Here is an 18,460-nt window from a genome sequence, read left to right as displayed (position 1 = left end):
CGCGATTCGCCTCCTTAACCAAAGTCAACTGGTCGGGAAATCTCTGCCTTAACCGAGGTATTCCAGCCGTGCCTCCGGGTGGCGCGCCAGCGCCGCGTCGATTTCCTCTCGGCTCATCAGGCAGAAGGCGGTGGAAAGGCCATCCGCCAGCGCCGCATCGGGGGCCGAAACGGACACGGTTCGCCACAACGGCGACCGCCCATCAGGATGCAGGATATGGGCAGAATGCGCGGGCCCGATGCGGGTCGCCTGCGGCGAAGACGTTGCCAGCGCGCGGTCGGTCAGGGCGCGCGTGGCCAGCGGCGCGCCATCGGCGGCGGCGATGCCCACCCGCCAAGGCGTCTGCCGGTCGGTCTGGCCCAGCGCCACGATTTCACCCGCATCAATCAACACATTGCGCAGCCCCTCGCGCCGCATCAGCCCTGCGATCCGATCAGCGGCATGACCTTGTGCAATGCCATTGAAGGTCAGCGCCATTCCCGAGGTCAGGCGGATACGGTCGGGTGCGATCCCGACCCGGTGCCAGCCTGCTGCGCGGCGCGCCGGTTCGGGATCGCGGCCTTGGGCCAAAGCCTGCCAGATCGCTTGCACCGTCGGATCGAACGCCCCGTTCGTCGTCTGGTTCAGCGTGCCGGACAGCGTGATCAGGTCTAGCATATCCGCGCTCGGATTCACCAAGACACCTGTGGCGTTCAACCGCGTCAACTCGGACAGGCGATACAGCGAGAACCGCGCCTCGACCCCGGCAAGGGTCTGTTCTACGCGATGCCACAGGCGCGCGCTGGCCGCGCGGGTCAGGCCCACGACCTGCAGACGCACATCGGCACCCAGTGCACGGCCTTGCCATGTTGCCGCCTCCGCGCTGGCCCTACCCGGATTCGGCAGAGCCAGCGCCGAAGCGGAAATCATCAGGAATCGGCGGCGTGAAAGGGTCATGCGACGGCTTCCTCTTGCGATTGCGCGCCCTCGCTCCGGAACGCATCCCAGAGCACCCCGGTGAAAAGCCCGCCAGGATAGTGGGCCGCGGGGAAACCCGATCCGACGCTGGCGCTCGGTCCCGCCTGCAGAAAGACCCCGCGATAGCCTGCCAACATCAGCCCGACGAAGAATGCAAAGGTCATTTTGTCTCTCCCGCGGGGGACCGTGCGCGCCGTTTCAGGACGGGACATTGCGCGCCGTCGTTCATGATCACCTGACAGCGCAGGCAAAGCACGCATTCGTTGGAATTGATCCGCCCCAGCCTGTCGATTGCCCCGACGGTGCATTTGGTTTCGCACAACCGGCATTCACGACCGCACTGCGGGCGACGGTGCAGCCAATCAAAGATCTTGAGCTTGGATGGAATCGCCAGTCCCGCCCCCAGCGGGCAAAGGTAGCGGCAATAGAACCGCTCGATGAACAACCCCGCCGCCAGCAGGGCCACCACAAACAAGACAAACGGCCAAGCTCGGAGCATCCGCATCGAGATCGCGGTCTTGAACGGCTCGACTTCGGCCACTACCAGCGCGTCGTGCATTGAATAGAACGACAACGCAACGATCGCGACGAAGGCAGTGTATTTCAGGATCCAGAGACGTTCGTGTAAAGCCTGCGGCACCTCGATCTGGCGGACGCCAAGGCGGGTGGCGGCGGCGTTCAGCAATTCCTGCAACGCGCCGAACGGGCACAGCCAGCCGCAATAGACGCCTCTGCCCCAGAACAGGAGCCCCAGCGCGACAAATGCCCAGAGCATGAAAATCACCGGCTCGATCAGGAATGTCTCCCAATAAAACCCGTTCAGCAGCGAATGCAGGAAGGCCACCACTTGAACGATGGAAAGCTGCCCGCCCAGCCCCCAGCCCAGCACGAAAAGCGTGACCGAAAGAAAGCCTAACCGCAGCCCGCGCCAGAGCCTTGGGCGATGAGTTACCCATTCTTGCGCGAGAAACAGCAAGGCCAGCGCGGCCAGCATTGCGGCGGTTATGCCGATGGAAACACGATCCTCGGCCCACGCTCGCCGCCAGAGCGGCTCTGGTTCGGCGACCGGTGCGGTGCGAAAAGCCACGGGCAGGGTGTAACCGGCGGCGATCACAGTGGCGATCTCTTGACCGTCCTTTCCCGGGCGGGTGGCGCGCACCTCGACCGTGAAGGGCAGCAATGGGTCGATCGTGTCGGGCATCCTGAAAAGGCTTATTTCCTTCATCTCGGGGGCACCGTCGATCCGCAACTGCTTGACCATATGGTAATCTGCGGCCAGCGGCTGCCAGCGGGTCTGGCCCTGTACCACGCTCAGCCGGTCGAAAACACCAGCGCGCTGCCACGACGTGCCGCGGTGCGAATAAAGCCCCGATGACAGCACCAACAGCGCGGATTCACCCGGATTCATCCCACCCACTGCGGTTGTGTATTCCTGTTGTCCCAACAGGTTCTGTCCCACTGTCGGCGGCCCGGCCAACCCGACCCAAAGGCGCAGGAAATCGCCTTTTCCTGCCGTCACAGGCACCTTGGCAGAGGCAAAGATACCGGCGGCCTCGGTCATGGAGAGGGCGGCCTCGGCCAACCCGCCCTGTTCGATCAGGTCACCCCAGACCGCTGGGTGCCAGGTTAGCCGATCAACCCCACCGCCGACGTCGATCAAACCACGTCCGACAGCCAGCGCACGGGCCGTGCGCAGGATACCGTCACGGATCACGCCGGTGGATACGGTGGCGCGGCTGATCACGTCTGGCAGGCCCGCTTCGACCTGCTCGAAGGGTTTGCGCAGGTCATGCCCCGCAAAGCCGGAAACGTAATGCGCGATATCTTCGTCCGAAATCCCCAAGGTCAGCACCGGCTCGTTGTGCCGCACCAGTTTTGCGCCAGTGATCACCGCTTTGGCGCTGATCGCAACCAGCACCTCTAGCGGGCGGCCAGAATAGCCGACCGAAGCCGCAATTTCCCAAGTCGAGCCGATATATCCGGCAAGGCCGTTGGCATCCTGCACAGTCCAGCCCGGAACGCCATCATCGACACGATCCACTATGATCGGCTGGGTAATGTCGAACAGTTCTTGCGCCATCGCGTGGTCCGGCGTCGTCACCGGATCAGACGCGCTTGGGCCGACCTGTGCGGTCGCAGCTACGCCCAGAAACGCAAGCATGAATAAGAGGGAGAGCCTGAGTCTGAGCATGGTCGCTATCGCAATTTCTATGATCCCAGAATTTCCGATCCGGCACGAGATGTCCTTAACATAAGTCAAGGCCCGCGCGGCGTCTCCGGGGCACACTCCGGTTGCCTCACCCATGGAACGGAGAGTTAGCCATGAGAATCACAATGACCACAGCCAGACGCGCGTTGCTCGGCAGCGCCGCCATGGCCCTGATGCTCGCCGGTGGCACGGCATGGGCAGAAGAGAAGAAGCCAAGCGCCGTAGATCCGAATGTCGCCCACGGTGACAGCCCCGCTGACAGCTATGAGCCGTCAATGACAACTTTGGCGGAAATCCAGGTCGAAATCCCCGGTCGCAAGGACGGCGATCCCGTGATGACGCAGGATGAATTTCAGCGCGGCACCAAGATTTATTTCGAGCGCTGCGCCGGTTGCCACGGCGTGCTGCGCAAGGGGGCTACGGGTAAGCCGCTGACGCCTGATATTACGCGTGAACTGGGATATGACCACCTGCACAGCTTCATCACATATGGCTCTCCGGCCGGGATGCCCAACTGGGGGACCTCGGGCGAGCTGAGCGAGGCGGATGTCGACCTGATGGCGCGCTATGTCCTGCTTGAGCCGCCCGCACCGCCCGAATTCGGCATGCCGGAAATGCGCGAGTCCTGGAAGGTTCTGATCGCGCCCGAAGACCGCCCGACCCAGAAGATGAACGATATCGACATCTCCAACCTGATGTCCGTCACGTTGCGCGACGCAGGCGAGATCGCGTTGATCGACGGCGACAGCTATGAGATCCGCGAAGTGATCAAGACCGGCTATGCTGTGCATATCAGCCGCATCTCGGCCTCGGGTCGCTATCTGTTCGTGATCGGCCGCGATGCCAAGGTCAACATGATTGACTTGTGGATGGAACATCCTGCCTCGGTTGCCGAAATCAAGATCGGCATGGAGGCCCGTTCGGTCGAAACATCGAAGATGGAAGGCTGGGAAGACAAATATGCCATCGCCGGGGCCTATTGGCCTCCGCAATATGTGATCATGGATGGCGACACGCTCGAGCCGAAGAAGATCGTCTCGACCCGTGGCAACATCTATGACGAGCAGACCTACCATCCCGAACCGCGCGTGGCTGCCATCCTGTCCAGCCACTATCGGCCCGAATTCATCATCAACATCAAGGAAACCGGCAAGATCCTTTTGGTCGACTATACCGACCTGAAGAACCTCAAAACCACCGAGATCGAGGCGGAACGCTTCCTTCACGATGGCGGTCTCGACAGCACCCATCGCTATTTCATCACCGCAGCCAATGCGCGTGGCAAGCTGGTGGTGATCGACACCAAGGAAGGCAAGCTGGTTGCCATCACCGAGACCGGCGGTGCAACGCCGCATCCGGGTCGCGGCGCGAACTTCACGCACCCCGACTACGGTCCTGTCTGGGCAACGTCGCACCTTGGCGATGAATCGGTCGCTCTGATCGGTACCGATCCGGAAGGTCATCCCGACCAAGCCTGGAAGATTGCTGCCAGCTTTTACGCGCTTGGCGGTGGGTCGCTCTTCATAAAGACGCATCCGAATTCGGACAATCTCTATGTCGACGCACCTCTGAACCCGGATGCCGAGGTGTCATCTTCGGTCGCGGTGTTCAAGATCAGCGATATGAAGGACGGGGTGGAACCGGAATTCGTCACCTTGCCGATCGGCGAGTGGGCCGGGATCACCGACGGTCAACCTCGCGTGGTGCAGCCGGAGTTCAACAAGCAAGGCACCGAGGTCTGGTTCAGCGTCTGGAACGCGAAGGACAAGGAATCGGCCATCGTCGTAGTGGATGACAAGACGCTGGAGCTGAAAGAGGTGATCAAGGACGAGCGCCTGATCACACCGACCGGCAAGTTCAATGTTCTGAACACCCAGAAAGACGTCTACTGATCGTCTTCTCGCGGAAGGGGGTTTCCCCCTTCCGCACCTTCCCTCGAAGCCAAATCGAAAGATAGAGCCATGAAAGACCTGACACGCGGCAAAGTCTTCCTCATCGGCGCCGGTCCCGGCGACCCCGACCTTTTGACGGTCAAGGCGCTCAGGGCTCTGCAAGCCGCCGATGTGGTGGTCTATGACCGCCTTGTCTCACCTGAGATCATGGCGCTGGTGCCCGTGCACACCAAGCGGATCGACGTCGGCAAGATGCCCAAGCGCCACAAGGTTCCGCAGGACCGGATCAACGACATCCTTGTTAAACTGGCGTTTCAGGGCCAGCGCGTCGTACGTCTCAAGGGGGGTGACCCTCTGATCTTTGGGCGCGGTAGCGAAGAGGCTGAAGAGCTGCGCCGTGCTGGTGTCGCCTACGAATATGTGCCCGGCATTACATCAGCCCAAGGCGCTGCTGCTTCGACCGGCGTGCCGCTCACCCATCGCGGGCTGGCCACCGGCGTGCGTTATGTGACCGGGCACCGGGCCAAGGACGCCAGCCTAGATCTCGACTGGGCCAGTCTGGCGTCCGAGGATACCACGCTGGTGATCTACATGGGTGCCATGAACATCGGCGATATCGCAACCGAACTGATGCGCAACGGCATGCCGACGACGCTGCCCGTGATGGCCGTTGCCTCGGTTACAACACCACGCGAAAAGCGGCTGATCTCTACGTTGGAACGCGTTGAGGAAGACTTTGCCAAAACACCCCTGGCCGCGCCCGTGCTGTTTTTTGTGGGCCATGTCGTCTCGCTCTGTGAGACCGCCGCCCTGCCCGCCGAGGTCGTCGCCTATGCCTGATCGCGGCCGGATTCATGCCCTCCTGCTGATCTTTGCGCTCTGCGCCGCCACCCCCGGCGGGGCCGAGATTACCAATGGCATTCCCGGCCCGCGTGCGGCCGAGTTGGAACATATGGTGATCCAGGATTGCGGTTCATGCCATGGGTTAACGATGAAGGGTGGCCTTGGCTCGCCCCTCACGAAAGAGGCCGTTGAAGGGGCCGACCCGGGGGCGCTGGCCTCAATCATCCTTGATGGAGTGCCGGGCACCGCAATGCCGCCATGGCGCCCGCTTCTTACCGAAAACGAGGCGTTCTGGATCGCGGAATACCTTTTGAAAGGAGAGACCGAGAAATGAGACGCCTTCTGGCCGTGACCGCCCTCGCCCTTCTGCCAATTGACGCGCTTGGGGGTGATACCAATCATTTCCGTGCTACCGGCGACATGGGTCTGGTTATTGAGCGCGCCACGGGATCTGCATTGGTGGTAGACCGCTCGGACTATGCCGCGATTGGCCGTGTCGAAGGGTTGGGTGATCTCAGCCACGCGTCGCTGACCTATTCGCCCGACGAACGCTTCGCCTATGTATTCGGTCGCGACGGCGGTCTCAGCAAGGTGGATATGCTGACGCAAAAAATCATCGCGCGCACCATTCAGGCGGGCAATTCTATCGGTGGTGCGATCTCTGATGATGGCAAGTTGGTTGCGGTGTCGAACTATACCCCCGGCGGGGTAAAGGTGTTTGATGCCGATACCCTTGATCTGCTGGCCGATATTCCAGCCGACGGCAAAACCATCGGCTTGGCCGACCTGCCGGGCCGCCGTTTCGTCTGGACAGTCTGGGACACTGGCCATGCATTCTTGGGCGATTTCTCTGGAAAGGACCCGGTGATTACCGATCTGGGAGAGGTGGGCAAGAACCCTTTCGACGCGGTGGTGACGGACGATGCGCACACCTACCTGATCGGGCTTTTTGGCGAAAAGGGCGTCACCGCCATTGACCTCTGGTCAGACGATCCGAAACCGGTGAAGTTCCTCAAGGATTACGGCAAGGTCGAAGATGACATGCCGGTCTATAAGATGCCGCACCTTCAGGGCTGGGCCTTTACCGAAGGTCAATTCGTTCTGCCTGCGGTCGGACGTCACCAGCTTCTCTGGGTAGACCGTGAAACGCTAGAGGAAGTCGGTCGCACACAGGTTCATGGCCAGCCGGTCTTTGTCATCGCGCAACCCGCCTCTCCTTATGTCTGGGTGAATTTCGCGACGCCGCTCAACAGCGTGGTACAGGTGGTGGATTCGCGCACGCATGAGGTGGTCAAAACGCTGGAACCCGGCCGCGCGATCCTGCACATGGAATTCGCGCCGCGCGGGGCCGAGGCTTGGGTCAGTTCGCGCGATGATGGCAAGATCATTGTTTACGACACCCGCACCTTTGAGAAGAAAGCCGAGATTCCGGCGCAATCCCCCTCGGGCATCTTCTTTACGGCCCGCGCGCATCAGCCGGGGCTGTGAGCGTGATGCTGGACGATTTTACCCCTCTCGACCGCCGCCTGCTGGACGATTTCCAACGCGGCCTGCCGACGGTCGCCCAGCCATTCGAGTGGATCGCGGGCCAGCTTGGGCTGAGCGAGGCTGAGGTGATCACCCGCCTCAGTGACCTGCGGGACCAAGGCGCCATCACCCGCGTCGGCGCCACGGTGCGCCCCAATACGGCAGGCGCTTCGACCTTGGCCGCGCTGACCGTGCCCAAAGACCGCTTGGAGGAGGTCGGTGCACAGATCGGCGCGCATAACGAGGTGAATCATTCCTACCTGCGTGAAAACGACTGGAACCTGTGGTTCGTCGTCACCGCCTGCGATACCGCGCATCTGGAGGCCACACTGAGCGACATCCGGCAAGAGACCGGGCTGGCCGTTCTGGATCTGCGGTTGAAGCGGCCGTTCAACATCGATCTGGGCTTTGCCATCGGCGGCGGCGGCTATCGCCCGCAAACCCGTCAGGATATCGACCTGGGCGTGCTGCACCCAGATGACCGCCCATTGCTGCACCGGCTTTCGCGCGGCTTGCCGCTTTGTCCCCGGCCCTTTGCACAGGTGGCCCGGACGCTTGACCGCGACGAGGCAGAGGTGAGGGAGCGCACCGAAGCCCTGATACGGGCCGGAATCATCTCGCGGTTTGGCGTGATCGTACGGCATCGCCGGATCGGCTGGAAAGAGAATGCCATGGTCGTCTGGAACGTGCCGCCGGACCGGATGGACGCCGCAGGCACAGAACTGGCGGCCTTGCCCGGCGTGACACTGTGTTACGAACGGCAAACCGTGCCGTGCCTCTGGCCATATGGTCTGTTCTCGATGATCCACGCGCGGACCCGCGATGAGGCGCAGGAGGTTCTGGCCCGCGCCCGCGCCCTGCCAACGCTGATCGGCGCGGATCATCAGGTTCTGTTCTCGACGCGCTGTTTCAAGCAGACCGGCGCGCTTTTGACGAAATCACGGGAAAAGGTAGCCTGACATGCGACGCGCGCCCCTGCCCCCCGATGCGCTGGACGATACCGACCGACAGCTGATCAACCGGTTGCAGGAGGGTATTCCTCTGACACCGCGCCCATTCGCCGGAATCGCCAGAGACCTGGGCCTAGAGGAATCCGAAGTGCTGGCCCGGATCGCGCTGCTGCGGGAACTGGGCGCGATCACCCGTTTTGGCCCGTTTCTCGACGCCGCCGCGATGGGTGGGGCCTTTTGCCTCTGCGCGATGGAGGTTCCCGAAGCACGTTTTGACGAGGTCATGACTTTGGTCAATGCGCATCTTGAGGTGGCGCATAATTATGACCGTGTCCACCGGCTGAACATGTGGTTCGTCCTGGCCTGCGACAGGCCGGACGGGATTGATGAAACGGCGGACCGGATTGAGGCGGAAACGGGTCTGACCGTGCTGCGCTTTCCTAAATTGAAGGAATTCTTTATCGGCTTCCGGGTGAGCGCATGATCGACGCAACAGACAGACGGATCCTTTCAGCGACACAGGGCGGTTTACCGCTTGTTCCCGCGCCCTATGCCGAGGTGGCGGGCTGGCTCGACCTTACCGAGGCTGAGGTGATCACCCGGTTCGAGCGGATGATGAAAGACAACGTGGTGCGCCGGATCGCCATCGCCCCGAACCACTATGCCCTAGGCATGGTCGCCAACGGGATGAGTGTCTGGGACGTGGACGATGCTGACGCCGAAACGCTGGGCGCAAAGGTTGGCGCGCTCGATTTTGTCAGCCATTGCTACCTGCGGCCTCGGGCCGAGGGCTGGCCCTACAACCTTTTCGCGATGATCCACGGGCCTGATCGTGACGCGGTCGAGGCCTACCGCAGTGTGATCGCCGCGATCTTGGGCGATGCCTGCCGATCCAACGACATTCTGTATTCAACGCGCATCCTGAAAAAGACCGGAATGCGCCTCAAGACGGAGGGCTGAGACATGTTTCGCCTGACCCAATACATGGAGCAACTGGTCACCCCTACCCCAGTGCGTGTTCGACGCGGGACCGGCGGGGTAAAGCCAGTGGTGATCTGGAACCTGACACGCCGTTGCAACCTGAAATGTCGGCATTGCTATACCGTCTCAGCCGATGTGGATTTTCCGTTCGAGCTGAGCCACGAGCAGTCCATGGACGTGCTCGACGATCTCTCGGGCTTTGGCATCCCCGCGCTGATCCTGTCCGGAGGTGAGCCGCTTTCACGGTTTGACTTTTTCGATATCGCGGAACGTGCGCGCGCGCTGGATTTCCGCTACCTGGCGCTGTCGACCAATGGCACCAAGCTGGTGGGGGACACGGCGGCACGCGTGGCCGATATCGGCTTCGATTACGTCGGCATCTCGCTTGATGGGATCGGCAAGCAGAACGACTGGTTCCGTGGCAAGGACGGTGCCTTTGACGAAGCGCTGGCCGGATTGCGCGAATGCAAGGCGCGCGGCATCAAAGTGGGACTGCGCTTTACCATCACCGACAGTAATGCGCACATGCTCGACGACATGCTTGACCTCTGCGACAGTGAAGGGGTCGACAAGTTCTATCTCTCGCATTTGGTCTATGCCGGACGGGGCGACAAGAACCGGGGCGAAGACACCCATCACAAACGCACCCGCCGTGCCATGGATGCCCTGATCGAGCGCGCCTGGATCGCCGTGGCCGAGGATGAGCCACTGGAAATTGTCACGGGCAACAACGATGCCGATGCGGTCTATTTCCTGCAGTGGGCGCGCAAGCACTTTGACCAAGACCGTATCGCCCATGTCGAGGAGCACCTGCGCGCTTGGGGCGGCAATTCCAGTGGGCTGGGCGTGGCCAATATCGCCCCCACCGGCGCGGTGCATCCCGATACCTACTGGTCGGATTACACCGTGGGCAACGTCAAGCAGACACCCTTTACCCAGCTGTGGACAGGCGATGACCCGATGCTGGCCACCCTGCGCCAGCGCCCCCGCCCGCTGAAAGGACGCTGCGGTGCCTGTGCATTCAAGGATGTCTGTGGCGGCAACACCCGTATCCGAGCCTTGCAGATCACCGGCGATCCTTGGGCCGAAGATCCGGCCTGCTATCTTTCCAACGCCGAAATTGGCTTGGATCAGGATACCCTGTCCGACACCGGACGGCTGACCGTTACACCATTCCGAGGTAAGAGACATGATCCGGAACACCGCTTTTTCTGACCGCCTGCGCCGGGGGGGGATCATGTTGGCGCTGGCGGGGTTCTCGCTTACCGCCGCTGTGGACCGCCTCGCCGCCGATGATTTAGGCGAAACGCTCTACAGCGATCTTTGCGCTTCATGCCATGCGGAGAGCCGCCTCGGCGGGATCGGTCCGGCTCTCATCCCAGAGTCGCTTGCCCGCCTGCGCGGCGCCTCACTGGAAGAGGTGATCGCGCATGGCCGCACGGCCACCCAAATGCCGGCCTTTTCGGATCAACTGACAGCAGAGCAAATTTCTGCCGTTGCAGCCTATATCGAGGCACCGCTTGACCATGTCCCGGACTGGACAGCCGATGACATCCTCGCCGCGCGGCAAATGAACCCGGATTACGTCGCCGCCGACAAGCCCCGTTTTGACGCAGATCCGATGAACATCACCCTCGTGGTGGAGACCGGCGATCACCACGTCAGCGTGCTCAATGGCGACACATTTGAGGTGCTTGACCGTTTTCCCACCCCCTTCGCGGTGCATGGCGGGCCCAAATTCTCGATCGACGGGCGTTATGTTTTTGTCATGTCCCGCGATGGCTGGGTGCAGAAATACGATATCTGGTCACTGCAAGAGGTGGGCCGCACCCGCGCCGGCGTCAATTCCCGCAATATAGCAATGAGTGCGGACGGCAATTGGCTGGCCGTAGCGAATTACCTGCCGCATACGCTCGCAATTCTGTCGACCAAAGACCTGAGTCCTGCGCAGGTGCGCCGTGTCGTTGCGCGCGATGGAGACGAAAGCCGTGTTTCCGCCGTCTATCAGGCACCGCAGCGCGAAAGCTTCATACTCGCGCTCAAGGACGCGCCCGAGATCTGGGAGATCGGCACGCGCGAGGATGCAGGCCCTTTCTATGACGGTTTCGTGCACAGCCACGAGGCAGGCATGAAGGAGTCGCTCGGTGCCGAGCAGGGCCTCTTCGCCCGTCGCCGGATTGACGTGGAAGAGCCGCTGGATGATTTCTTCTTTACCCCCGATTACCGCAATCTGATCGGCACCAGCCGTTCAGGCGACAAGGGGGTGGTGGTTAACCTCGACGTGGGCCGCGAGATTGCGTCGCTGCCCCTGCCGGGGATGCCACACCTTGGGTCGGGCATCTCGTGGGAAAGCAAGGGCCGCAAGGTCATGGCCACACCGCATTTGCGTGAAGGCCGACTGAGCGTGATCGACACGTCCGACTGGTCGTTGGTCAAGACGATTGAGACGCTTGGCCCCGGCTTTTTTCTGCGCAGCCACGAGAACACGCCTTATGTCTGGGCCGATGTGTTTTTTGGTCCAAACAAGGACAAGATGCACATCATCGACAAGGATACATTGGAAATCGTCAAGACTCTGAACCCGGCACCGGGAAAAACCGTGGCACATATCGAGTTTACCCGCGAAGGCAAATACGCCCTCGTTTCGATCTGGGAAGATGACGGTGCAGTGATCGTTTACGATGCAAAGACGCTTGAAGAGGTTCGCCGCCTGCCGATGCGCAAACCGTCGGGGAAATACAATGTCTGGAACAAGATCACATTTTCGGATGGCACCAGCCACTGACCGCACGCTTTTGATCGTCGCGCATGGCAGCCCGTCCGAGCCGAAGCCACAGGAAGAGGCGCTGCGCGCGCTGGCCCGCGCCGTGGCCGGGCGCTTGCCGGACTGGCGTGTTGAAGGGGCGACACTGGCTGCGGACGGTGCATTCGAGGCCGCCGTCGGGCGGATGGGGCGCCCCATAGTCTATCCGTTCTTCATGTCTGAGGGCTGGTTCACCGACAATTTTTTTGCCCGTAAAACCGCAGAACTGGGCCTGTTCCAGCTTGCGCCCTTCGGCGTCGATCCAGCCCTGCCCGCCCGCGCCGCCGCGCGGATCGAAGCGACCATTCGGGACAAAGGCTGGGTCAGCCATGACACCGCTCTGCTTCTGGCGGCCCATGGCAGTGCCCGCTCAAAAACCAGCGCCGACGCGCCTCTGGCCTTTGTCCGGACCCTCGAACGCATGCTTTCGTTTCGCCGCGTGTCGACCGGGTTTGTCGAACAGGGGCCGTTTCTGACAAATGCCGCGCGCGATCTGGGACAGGCGCTGTGCCTTGCCTTCTTCGCCCTGCGTTCGGGCCATGTAGACGGCGACCTGCCCCGAGCCTTCATCGAGGCTGGGTTCCAAGGCCCCGTCCTGCCCCCATTCATCGAATGGGAAGAAACCCCTGGACTGATTGCGCAAGGCACCTTGCGCCAGATCGCCCGACTAGAGGAAATGACCCCATGAAACTGCGCAAGCCTTTCCCTTCGTGGAAGCTCTTCTTCGGCCTCTATCCGTTTGTGGCAGCGGCGGTGGCAATCAACCTGTTCCTGCTGTTCCTGATATTTCAGGCGGTTGGCGTCACCGCAATCACCCCCATGGCTGCGGTTCTCTGGTCGATCCCGCTCGGCCTGCCTGCGACATGGGCCGCAGCCCGTTGGGTGCAGCATCTTATTGCCGAAGCCGAACGCACGCCCAACTGACGGATCCGAAATGTCCCGCTCGTTCGCTCTTTCATCTGCGGCAGAACGCGCACGGCGACGTAATCGCCTCCGGGGCAACTCACTCTGAGCCCGGAGCGCCGCGCATAGGAGCTCCGCTGTCGTCCATGTCCATGTCACTGTCGGTCACACGCACCGTCGCGCCTCCTTTGGTCCGAAACGCTGGTTTGCGCTGTCGGTGGGCAACATGCCCCATTCCCGCATCCCCGTCCCGCCCTGCGGCCCGGCATTACGCAACATCATGACGTGATCGGAAGTGATGTCGAGGCTCTCGTCATCGACCGCCGTTTTCATTTCTGCGTAGCTGTCAAAGACCAGCGCGGGGCCCTCGTGATAGATCGGGTTCGACAGGGGACGGATCACATCGTCATTATAGACTTCGGCTCTTTCAAGGTTCTCGCCCAAGCTCTTACCGGTGACGGTCAGCGCCGTAGTGTCAAGCCGATCTTCGATCTGCTTTATCAGCGCGCGCAAGCCACCGGCGTAGTAAGACTCCTCCATCAGGTAGTCCTTGCCTGCCGGGCGGACATTGGCGATATGCGCATCCAGCGCCTGTTGCGCCAGGTCAGATTTCTGCGCCAGGCTTCCCACTCCTTGCGGGCGACGACGCGCAACTGATCGCGGTCCTCTTGCGCCCCGTCGATCACCTCGATTTTATCGCTGGCATCGTCGCGTGCCGCCAGTTCCTGATCGAGCTTGGTGACTTCGCCGGCCATTGGCGTACATTGCATCATACCACCACGTCCGCAGCGCCGCCTGATCGGCAGGGTCCAGTTCATTCCAGAGGTCCATACTCACCGTGAATTGCATCGCGGGCATTGAATGGATGCCGGGATAGAGCGGATAGGCTGCCACGTCATGCAAGCCGGTCGCATCATTGTTCACATAGGCCGAAGCGCCAGCGGCATCGACGATACCCTTTTCAAGCGCGCCGAACACCTAGGAAAAGGGGATCGACACGGGCGATGCGATAATCAAGCTGGAGGAAGAGGGGTTGCTGGTGATTTTCCCACAATCCAAGACCGAGGTCTCGCGGATTGACGTTCTCCACGCAAAGGAAACCCAGTTCTTGCGCCTCTCCATCGAGCTTGAGGTCACGCGCTGTCTGGCGGTAGCAAAGGACGCCACGCGCCTTGCCGATGCGCGGGTCTGTTACGCCCGTCAAGAGGCCGCGCTTGCGGTGAACGATCTTGACCAGTTCGCGACCCTTGATCGCGCCTTTCATGCCTCTCTCTACAAGGCCGCCGGTGTCGAGAACCTCTGGATGATCGTCGCAGCACGGTCCGGTCATATCGACCGATTGCGCAATCTCAACCTGCCGGACCCCGGCAAATCCGCCTCGATCATGGACTGTCACCGGCGCATTCTCGACGCTATCGCTGCGGGCGATACGGATGGCGTGCAGGCGGTGGTGCGCGAACATCTCTCGGGCATGCTCGCGCAGGTCGGGCGGATCATGGAGCGTTATCCGGAATATTTCTGAAGGTGAAATACCGTAGCATCCTCTGAGCGATCCCACTACTCTTGGTCCATGCGCGATATCAATCTCAAAGCGACAGAGTATTTCGAGGCGGTGGCCCGGCTGGGCACCGTGACCAAGGCTGCGCAGGAATTAGGGGTATCGCCATCCGCCGTGAGCCAGCAGTTGAGCGCGCTGGAGGCGCAATTCGGGGTCAAACTCTTTCGGCGCGAAAAGCGGCGTCTTATTCTTACTCTTGATGGCGACCGCCTGTTTCAGACCACGACGCAGGCATTTGGCGCGTTGCGCAATGCCCGCAGCGCGATAGGCCGTCAGCGTGACATGCGCAGTCTGACGATCCGCGTCAGCCCCAGTTTCGGCGTGCGCTGGCTGGGGCCGCGCATTGCCACCTTTGCGGCGGATAATCCAGACTGGAACATTCGTATTGATGCGACGCCTGATTTCACTGCCTTTGAGACAGAGGCGGTCGATCTCGACCTCCGTTATGGATTGGGGGGCTGGGCTGGTCTTACAGTAGAGCCGATCCTCAATGACATGGCGCTGCCAATGTGCAGCCCGGATTATCTAAAAAAGCTGACCGCCATCAGCCCCGATCCGGCAGAGCAATTGCGCCATGCGCGGCTGATCGACAGCGTCAAGACGATCTATCGTTGGGATATCTGGCTTGCGGCGAACCGGATCGACCTGCCGGATCTGTCCTATCCCTTCCGGTTTGACCGCTCGTCGATGTCGGTGGAAATGGCCAAACAGGGGGGCGGTGTCGCGCTTGACAGCGCCGTGCTCTGTCTCGGGGAATTGGAGCGGGGCGAGTTGGTGCCGCTCGCTCCCACCTTTCCGGTGATCTCGTTTGATGCCTATTGGATCGTCTGCCCGCCCCGGCATCTCAACCGGCGGATCGTCAAGCGGTTCTCCGACTGGGTGATGCAAGAGGCGCGGCAGACCGAGGCGCGCACCCGCGATGTGCTGGAGGATGCAGGGTGTCAGTTCCGTCCTGGCGAAGTGTCGGAAATGAAGGAAGTGACACCCTGGTCGCTGTAGACCCGTCAATAGATCGTGAGTGCCGGGATATAGGAAATCGCCATCAAGACCGCCAAGGCCACCAGGTAGAACGGCAGCAACTCACGCACCACCTCGAACAGCCCTACCCGTGCAATCGCCGCCGAGATGAAAAGCGTCGTTCCGACGGGCGGCGTATAAAGCCCGATCGAAAGGTTCACCACCATCATCAGCCCCAGTTGCACCGGATCAAGGCCAATCGCCTGCCCAATGGTCACAAAGAGCGGCCCCAGCAGCAGAACCGCCGCCGGCAGGTCGAGAAACGCCCCGATCACCAGCATCACGACATTGAGCGCCAGTATGACCATCCACGGCTCTCGGATCGTTTCGGCGACCCAAAGCGCCAGATCCTGCGGCACGCGCTCGGCGGTCAGCACCCATTGGATGGTTGAAGACGCCATGATGATGAACATGACCGCCCCGGTCATCATCGCGGTCTCGACAAGCGCGGCCCAGAGCGAGGGGATCGTGATGTCGCGGTAAATACCGCCGCTGACAATCAGTGCATAGGCCACCGCCATTACGCTGACTTCAGTCGGGGTTGCCACGCCAAAGCGCAGCGTGCCGATCACAAAAACCGGCATCAGAAGTGCGGGAATGGCGGCGATGATTTGCCCCTTGAAGGCGGCAAAGCCCCCGGCAAGCGGCGAGCGCGGCAGATCGCGGCGACGCGCCACCCACCAGACGGCGGCAAACATGCCCACGCCCAGCAGAACACCGGGCAAGATACCCGCGATAAAGAGATCAACAATCGAAGTGTTGGACACCAACCCATAGAGAATGAGCGGGATGGACGGCGGGATCAAGACAGACACGGTGGAGGAGGCCGAGTTGATCGCCGCCGCAAAGCCACCGGGATAGCCCTCTTGCTGTTGCACCGGGATGAGCGCATTGCCCAGCGCCGAGGCATCGGCCACTGCAGAACCCGACACGCCGCCGAACATCACCGAGCCGATGATCGACACCTGCCCCAGACCGCCCTTCATATGCCCCACCACCAGACGGGCGATGTTGACCAGGTAGACGCCAAAGCGCCCCGACATCATCAGATTGCCCGCAAGGATGAAGAAGGGAATAGCCAGCATCGGAAAGCTCTGCGTCGGTGAATAGAGCCGCTGCGCGATCACCGCCATCGGCTTGCCGTCGAGCCAGAGCGCAGCTGCGACCCCTCCCAGCATGGCATGTGCCACCGGTACCGACAGCGCGAGACAGGCAAAGAAAATCCAGATCATGGTCGCGGACATATTCGCGCTCCTCAGCTCAGGCTTGATTTCGTGGGGTCTTGGGCCTCTGGGGCGGGGCCGATCAGCCCCTGCGCCACATCGAGCGCAGCAATCACCGCCATCGCGGCAAAGGCATAGACCAGGCTGGAATAGCCCCAGACCTGTTTGATCCCCAGAGTCGAGAGGCGTTGAAACTGTGACGCCCTGAGAATCGGCTGGCTAGACCAGAGCACGCTGACGGCGATCACCAGAATTATGAGATTTACCATCACCAGAATGATCCGCCGTGCCTGAGGCCCAGTCATATCGGGAAGCAGGCTGATCGAGATGTTTTGCCCTCGCGCAGCAGCGATCACGATGCCGCCCGCAACCAGCCAAGGCAGCAGAACGGCGTGAATCTCATAGGCCCAAGGGATGCCGGACCCGACCGCATACCGCAGCACCACGTTGACAAAAAGGGCCCCAAACATGGACACCAGCGTGACCGCGGCAATCAGTTTGCCGCTCCATTCCAGCACCGTGACCGGGACCCGCAGGGATCGGGACAGAGCGTGCGCTCTGTCCTCCATGCGCGGGGTGGGATCGCCCGCGCCCGACATTACTGACCGACCGCCGACTTGAGCGCGGCCACCAAGTCCGGGAAATCGGCCGCGTATTTATCATAGACCGATGCGGTGGCGGCGATATAGGCGGCGCGGTCCGCATCGGCAAAGGTGGCGCCTTCAGCCTCCATCTTGGGTTTCAGCGTCTCGTCGCCCTCTAGTGACAGTTGACGTTGCAGCGCGCCCGCCTCTGCGGTCGCACTCAGCGCACAGGCCTGCGTGGCCGCGTCCAGCCCAGACCACCACGCCAGCCCCGCAACCACCGGGGTCGATTCGTATTTATGGCCAGTCATGGTCACGAAAGGCGTGATCTCGTGCAACTTGGCGCTATAGATATTGGTCAGCGGGTTTTCCTGCCCGTCGAACACGCCCGATTGCAACGCCGTAGGCAACTCTGACCATGCCAGCGGAGCAGGGGCGGCGCCAAGCGCCTCGAAAATATCCACCGTCATCTGATCTGGAGGCGTGCGGATCTTCATGCCGCTCAGGTCTGCAGGCTCCGAAACATTCTTGGACATATGCGTCACGTTGCGAATGCCATTGTCCCAGAAGCCAAGAATTTTCAGCCCGGCGTCCTGCGCGCGGGTGTCCAGCATGTCTCCCACATCGCCATCCATCACGGCCCATGCGGTCGGCAGGTCCTTGAACAGGAACGGCAGGCCCAAGAGACCGATTTCCGGCACGATCTGGCTCATTGCGCCTTGGCTGTTGGCCGACACCTGAATGATCCCCGCGCTGGCCGAGGTTAGCATCTCCACGTCATTGCCCATCGTCGCCGAGGGCGCGTGATTGACCGTGTCGCCGGTGCAGGCGGCATAGAGTTCGGCCCATTTTTCCGCCGCCGCGTAGCGCGGATTGCCCGGATTCGCGCCATGGGCAAAGATCACCTCGGCGCTGGCCGTGGTGCCCGCAAGCGCGGTGGTCGTGGCCAGAACGGCCAGAAGATTGGTCTTCATGGTGGTTTCCTCCCTTTTTGAAGACTGATAGATTTTGTC

Annotated in this window: 21 protein-coding genes and 1 pseudogene; 13 read left to right on the top strand and 9 right to left on the bottom strand. The window is 61.5% G+C overall.

The window, feature by feature from the left end; all coding sequences use genetic code 11:
- Positions 1-48: 48 nt before the first annotated feature.
- The 3 genes from ACN0SW_RS12470 to ACN0SW_RS12460 are packed head-to-tail and all read right to left on the bottom strand — an operon-like array spanning position 49 to position 3,148.
- A complete protein-coding gene (locus ACN0SW_RS12470) occupies positions 49-936 on the bottom strand; it encodes an FAD:protein FMN transferase (protein ID WP_417728255.1) in 888 nt (295 codons plus the stop codon).
- Positions 933-1,121, bottom strand: coding sequence for a hypothetical protein (locus tag ACN0SW_RS12465; protein WP_417728254.1), 189 nt, complete (start codon positions 1,119-1,121; stop codon positions 933-935). The genes ACN0SW_RS12470 and ACN0SW_RS12465 overlap by 4 nt, the downstream gene beginning before the upstream one ends.
- Positions 1,118-3,148, bottom strand: coding sequence for a 4Fe-4S binding protein (locus ACN0SW_RS12460; protein WP_417728253.1), 2,031 nt, complete (start codon positions 3,146-3,148; stop codon positions 1,118-1,120). Before ACN0SW_RS12460 ends, ACN0SW_RS12465 begins: the two co-directional genes overlap by 4 nt.
- 143 nt (positions 3,149-3,291) lie before the next feature.
- Between ACN0SW_RS12460 and ACN0SW_RS12455 the strand changes: the two genes are divergently transcribed.
- The 11 genes from ACN0SW_RS12455 to ACN0SW_RS12405 all read left to right on the top strand — a co-directional run bounded on the left by ACN0SW_RS12455 (position 3,292) and on the right by ACN0SW_RS12405 (position 13,086).
- Positions 3,292-5,058: a cytochrome D1 domain-containing protein gene (locus ACN0SW_RS12455; RefSeq protein WP_417728252.1), complete on the top strand. Its 1,767-nt coding sequence runs from the start codon at positions 3,292-3,294 to the stop codon at positions 5,056-5,058.
- A 69-nt stretch (positions 5,059-5,127) separates the two neighbouring features.
- On the top strand, positions 5,128-5,898 hold the full coding sequence (gene cobA / locus ACN0SW_RS12450; RefSeq protein ID WP_417728251.1) for a uroporphyrinogen-III C-methyltransferase: 771 nt from the start codon (positions 5,128-5,130) through the stop codon (positions 5,896-5,898).
- Positions 5,891-6,235, top strand: coding sequence for a c-type cytochrome (locus tag ACN0SW_RS12445; protein WP_417728250.1), 345 nt, complete (start codon positions 5,891-5,893; stop codon positions 6,233-6,235). The genes cobA and ACN0SW_RS12445 overlap by 8 nt, the downstream gene beginning before the upstream one ends.
- Complete coding sequence (locus ACN0SW_RS12440; RefSeq protein WP_417728249.1) at positions 6,232-7,389, top strand: cytochrome D1 domain-containing protein; 1,158 nt, start codon at positions 6,232-6,234, stop codon at positions 7,387-7,389. Before ACN0SW_RS12445 ends, ACN0SW_RS12440 begins: the two co-directional genes overlap by 4 nt.
- 5 nt (positions 7,390-7,394) lie before the next feature.
- Positions 7,395-8,387, top strand: a complete 993-nt coding sequence (locus tag ACN0SW_RS12435; protein ID WP_417728324.1) for an Lrp/AsnC family transcriptional regulator — start codon at positions 7,395-7,397, stop codon at positions 8,385-8,387.
- A gap of 1 nt (position 8,388) precedes the next feature.
- A complete protein-coding gene (locus ACN0SW_RS12430) occupies positions 8,389-8,862 on the top strand; it encodes an Lrp/AsnC family transcriptional regulator (RefSeq protein WP_417728248.1) in 474 nt (157 codons plus the stop codon).
- Entirely contained in the window at positions 8,859-9,338 is a 480-nt protein-coding gene (locus ACN0SW_RS12425) for an Lrp/AsnC family transcriptional regulator (RefSeq protein WP_417728247.1), read from the top strand. The genes ACN0SW_RS12430 and ACN0SW_RS12425 overlap by 4 nt, the downstream gene beginning before the upstream one ends.
- A 3-nt stretch (positions 9,339-9,341) precedes the next feature.
- Complete coding sequence (gene nirJ / locus ACN0SW_RS12420) at positions 9,342-10,574, top strand: heme d1 biosynthesis radical SAM protein NirJ (RefSeq protein ID WP_417728246.1); 1,233 nt, start codon at positions 9,342-9,344, stop codon at positions 10,572-10,574.
- On the top strand, positions 10,549-12,144 hold the full coding sequence (locus tag ACN0SW_RS12415; protein WP_417728245.1) for a cytochrome D1 domain-containing protein: 1,596 nt from the start codon (positions 10,549-10,551) through the stop codon (positions 12,142-12,144). The genes nirJ and ACN0SW_RS12415 overlap by 26 nt, the downstream gene beginning before the upstream one ends.
- Positions 12,128-12,850, top strand: a complete 723-nt coding sequence (locus ACN0SW_RS12410; RefSeq protein ID WP_417728244.1) for a cobalamin biosynthesis protein CbiX — start codon at positions 12,128-12,130, stop codon at positions 12,848-12,850. Before ACN0SW_RS12415 ends, ACN0SW_RS12410 begins: the two co-directional genes overlap by 17 nt.
- On the top strand, positions 12,847-13,086 hold the full coding sequence (locus ACN0SW_RS12405) for a hypothetical protein (RefSeq protein ID WP_417728243.1): 240 nt from the start codon (positions 12,847-12,849) through the stop codon (positions 13,084-13,086). Before ACN0SW_RS12410 ends, ACN0SW_RS12405 begins: the two co-directional genes overlap by 4 nt.
- Before the next feature lie 144 nt (positions 13,087-13,230).
- Here ACN0SW_RS12405 and ACN0SW_RS12400 read toward each other — a convergent pair whose 3' ends face one another.
- The 3 genes and pseudogenes from ACN0SW_RS12400 to ACN0SW_RS12390 all read right to left on the bottom strand — a co-directional run.
- The gene (locus ACN0SW_RS12400; RefSeq protein ID WP_417728323.1) at positions 13,231-13,605 is read right to left on the bottom strand and encodes a dihydroxy-acid dehydratase; all 375 of its coding nucleotides are present in this window, start codon (positions 13,603-13,605) and stop codon (positions 13,231-13,233) included.
- Positions 13,605-13,883, bottom strand: coding sequence for a hypothetical protein (locus ACN0SW_RS12395; protein WP_417728327.1), 279 nt, complete (start codon positions 13,881-13,883; stop codon positions 13,605-13,607). The genes ACN0SW_RS12400 and ACN0SW_RS12395 overlap by 1 nt, the downstream gene beginning before the upstream one ends.
- Positions 13,884-13,905: 22 nt before the next feature.
- Positions 13,906-13,989: pseudogene (locus ACN0SW_RS12390) on the bottom strand (hypothetical protein); the annotation flags it as partial.
- A gap of 115 nt (positions 13,990-14,104) precedes the next feature.
- On the opposite strand from ACN0SW_RS12390, the gene ACN0SW_RS12385 reads away from it, so the two are divergent.
- Both ACN0SW_RS12385 and ACN0SW_RS12380 read left to right on the top strand, forming a co-directional pair.
- A complete protein-coding gene (locus ACN0SW_RS12385) occupies positions 14,105-14,587 on the top strand; it encodes a GntR family transcriptional regulator (protein ID WP_417728322.1) in 483 nt (160 codons plus the stop codon).
- 48 nt (positions 14,588-14,635) lie between these two features.
- Complete coding sequence (locus ACN0SW_RS12380; RefSeq protein WP_417728242.1) at positions 14,636-15,622, top strand: LysR substrate-binding domain-containing protein; 987 nt, start codon at positions 14,636-14,638, stop codon at positions 15,620-15,622.
- Between the two features lie 5 nt (positions 15,623-15,627).
- Here ACN0SW_RS12380 and ACN0SW_RS12375 read toward each other — a convergent pair whose 3' ends face one another.
- Genes ACN0SW_RS12375 through ACN0SW_RS12365 form a run of 3 tightly spaced genes read right to left on the bottom strand, consistent with a single transcriptional unit; the run spans position 15,628 to position 18,421 of the window.
- Positions 15,628-16,884 (bottom strand): TRAP transporter large permease, encoded by a 1,257-nt coding sequence (locus ACN0SW_RS12375; RefSeq protein ID WP_417728241.1) that lies wholly within the window; start codon positions 16,882-16,884, stop codon positions 15,628-15,630.
- A gap of 11 nt (positions 16,885-16,895) precedes the next feature.
- Entirely contained in the window at positions 16,896-17,432 is a 537-nt protein-coding gene (locus ACN0SW_RS12370; RefSeq protein ID WP_417728240.1) for a TRAP transporter small permease, read from the bottom strand.
- A gap of 29 nt (positions 17,433-17,461) precedes the next feature.
- Entirely contained in the window at positions 17,462-18,421 is a 960-nt protein-coding gene (locus ACN0SW_RS12365; RefSeq protein ID WP_417728239.1) for a TRAP transporter substrate-binding protein, read from the bottom strand.
- Positions 18,422-18,460: the final 39 nt, after the last annotated feature.

It is taken from the genome of Roseovarius sp., assembly GCF_048262375.1.
Taxonomy (GTDB): domain Bacteria; phylum Pseudomonadota; class Alphaproteobacteria; order Rhodobacterales; family Rhodobacteraceae; genus Roseovarius.
Note: the sequence above shows the minus strand (reverse complement) of the source record. Positions and strands in the feature narration are given on the sequence as shown.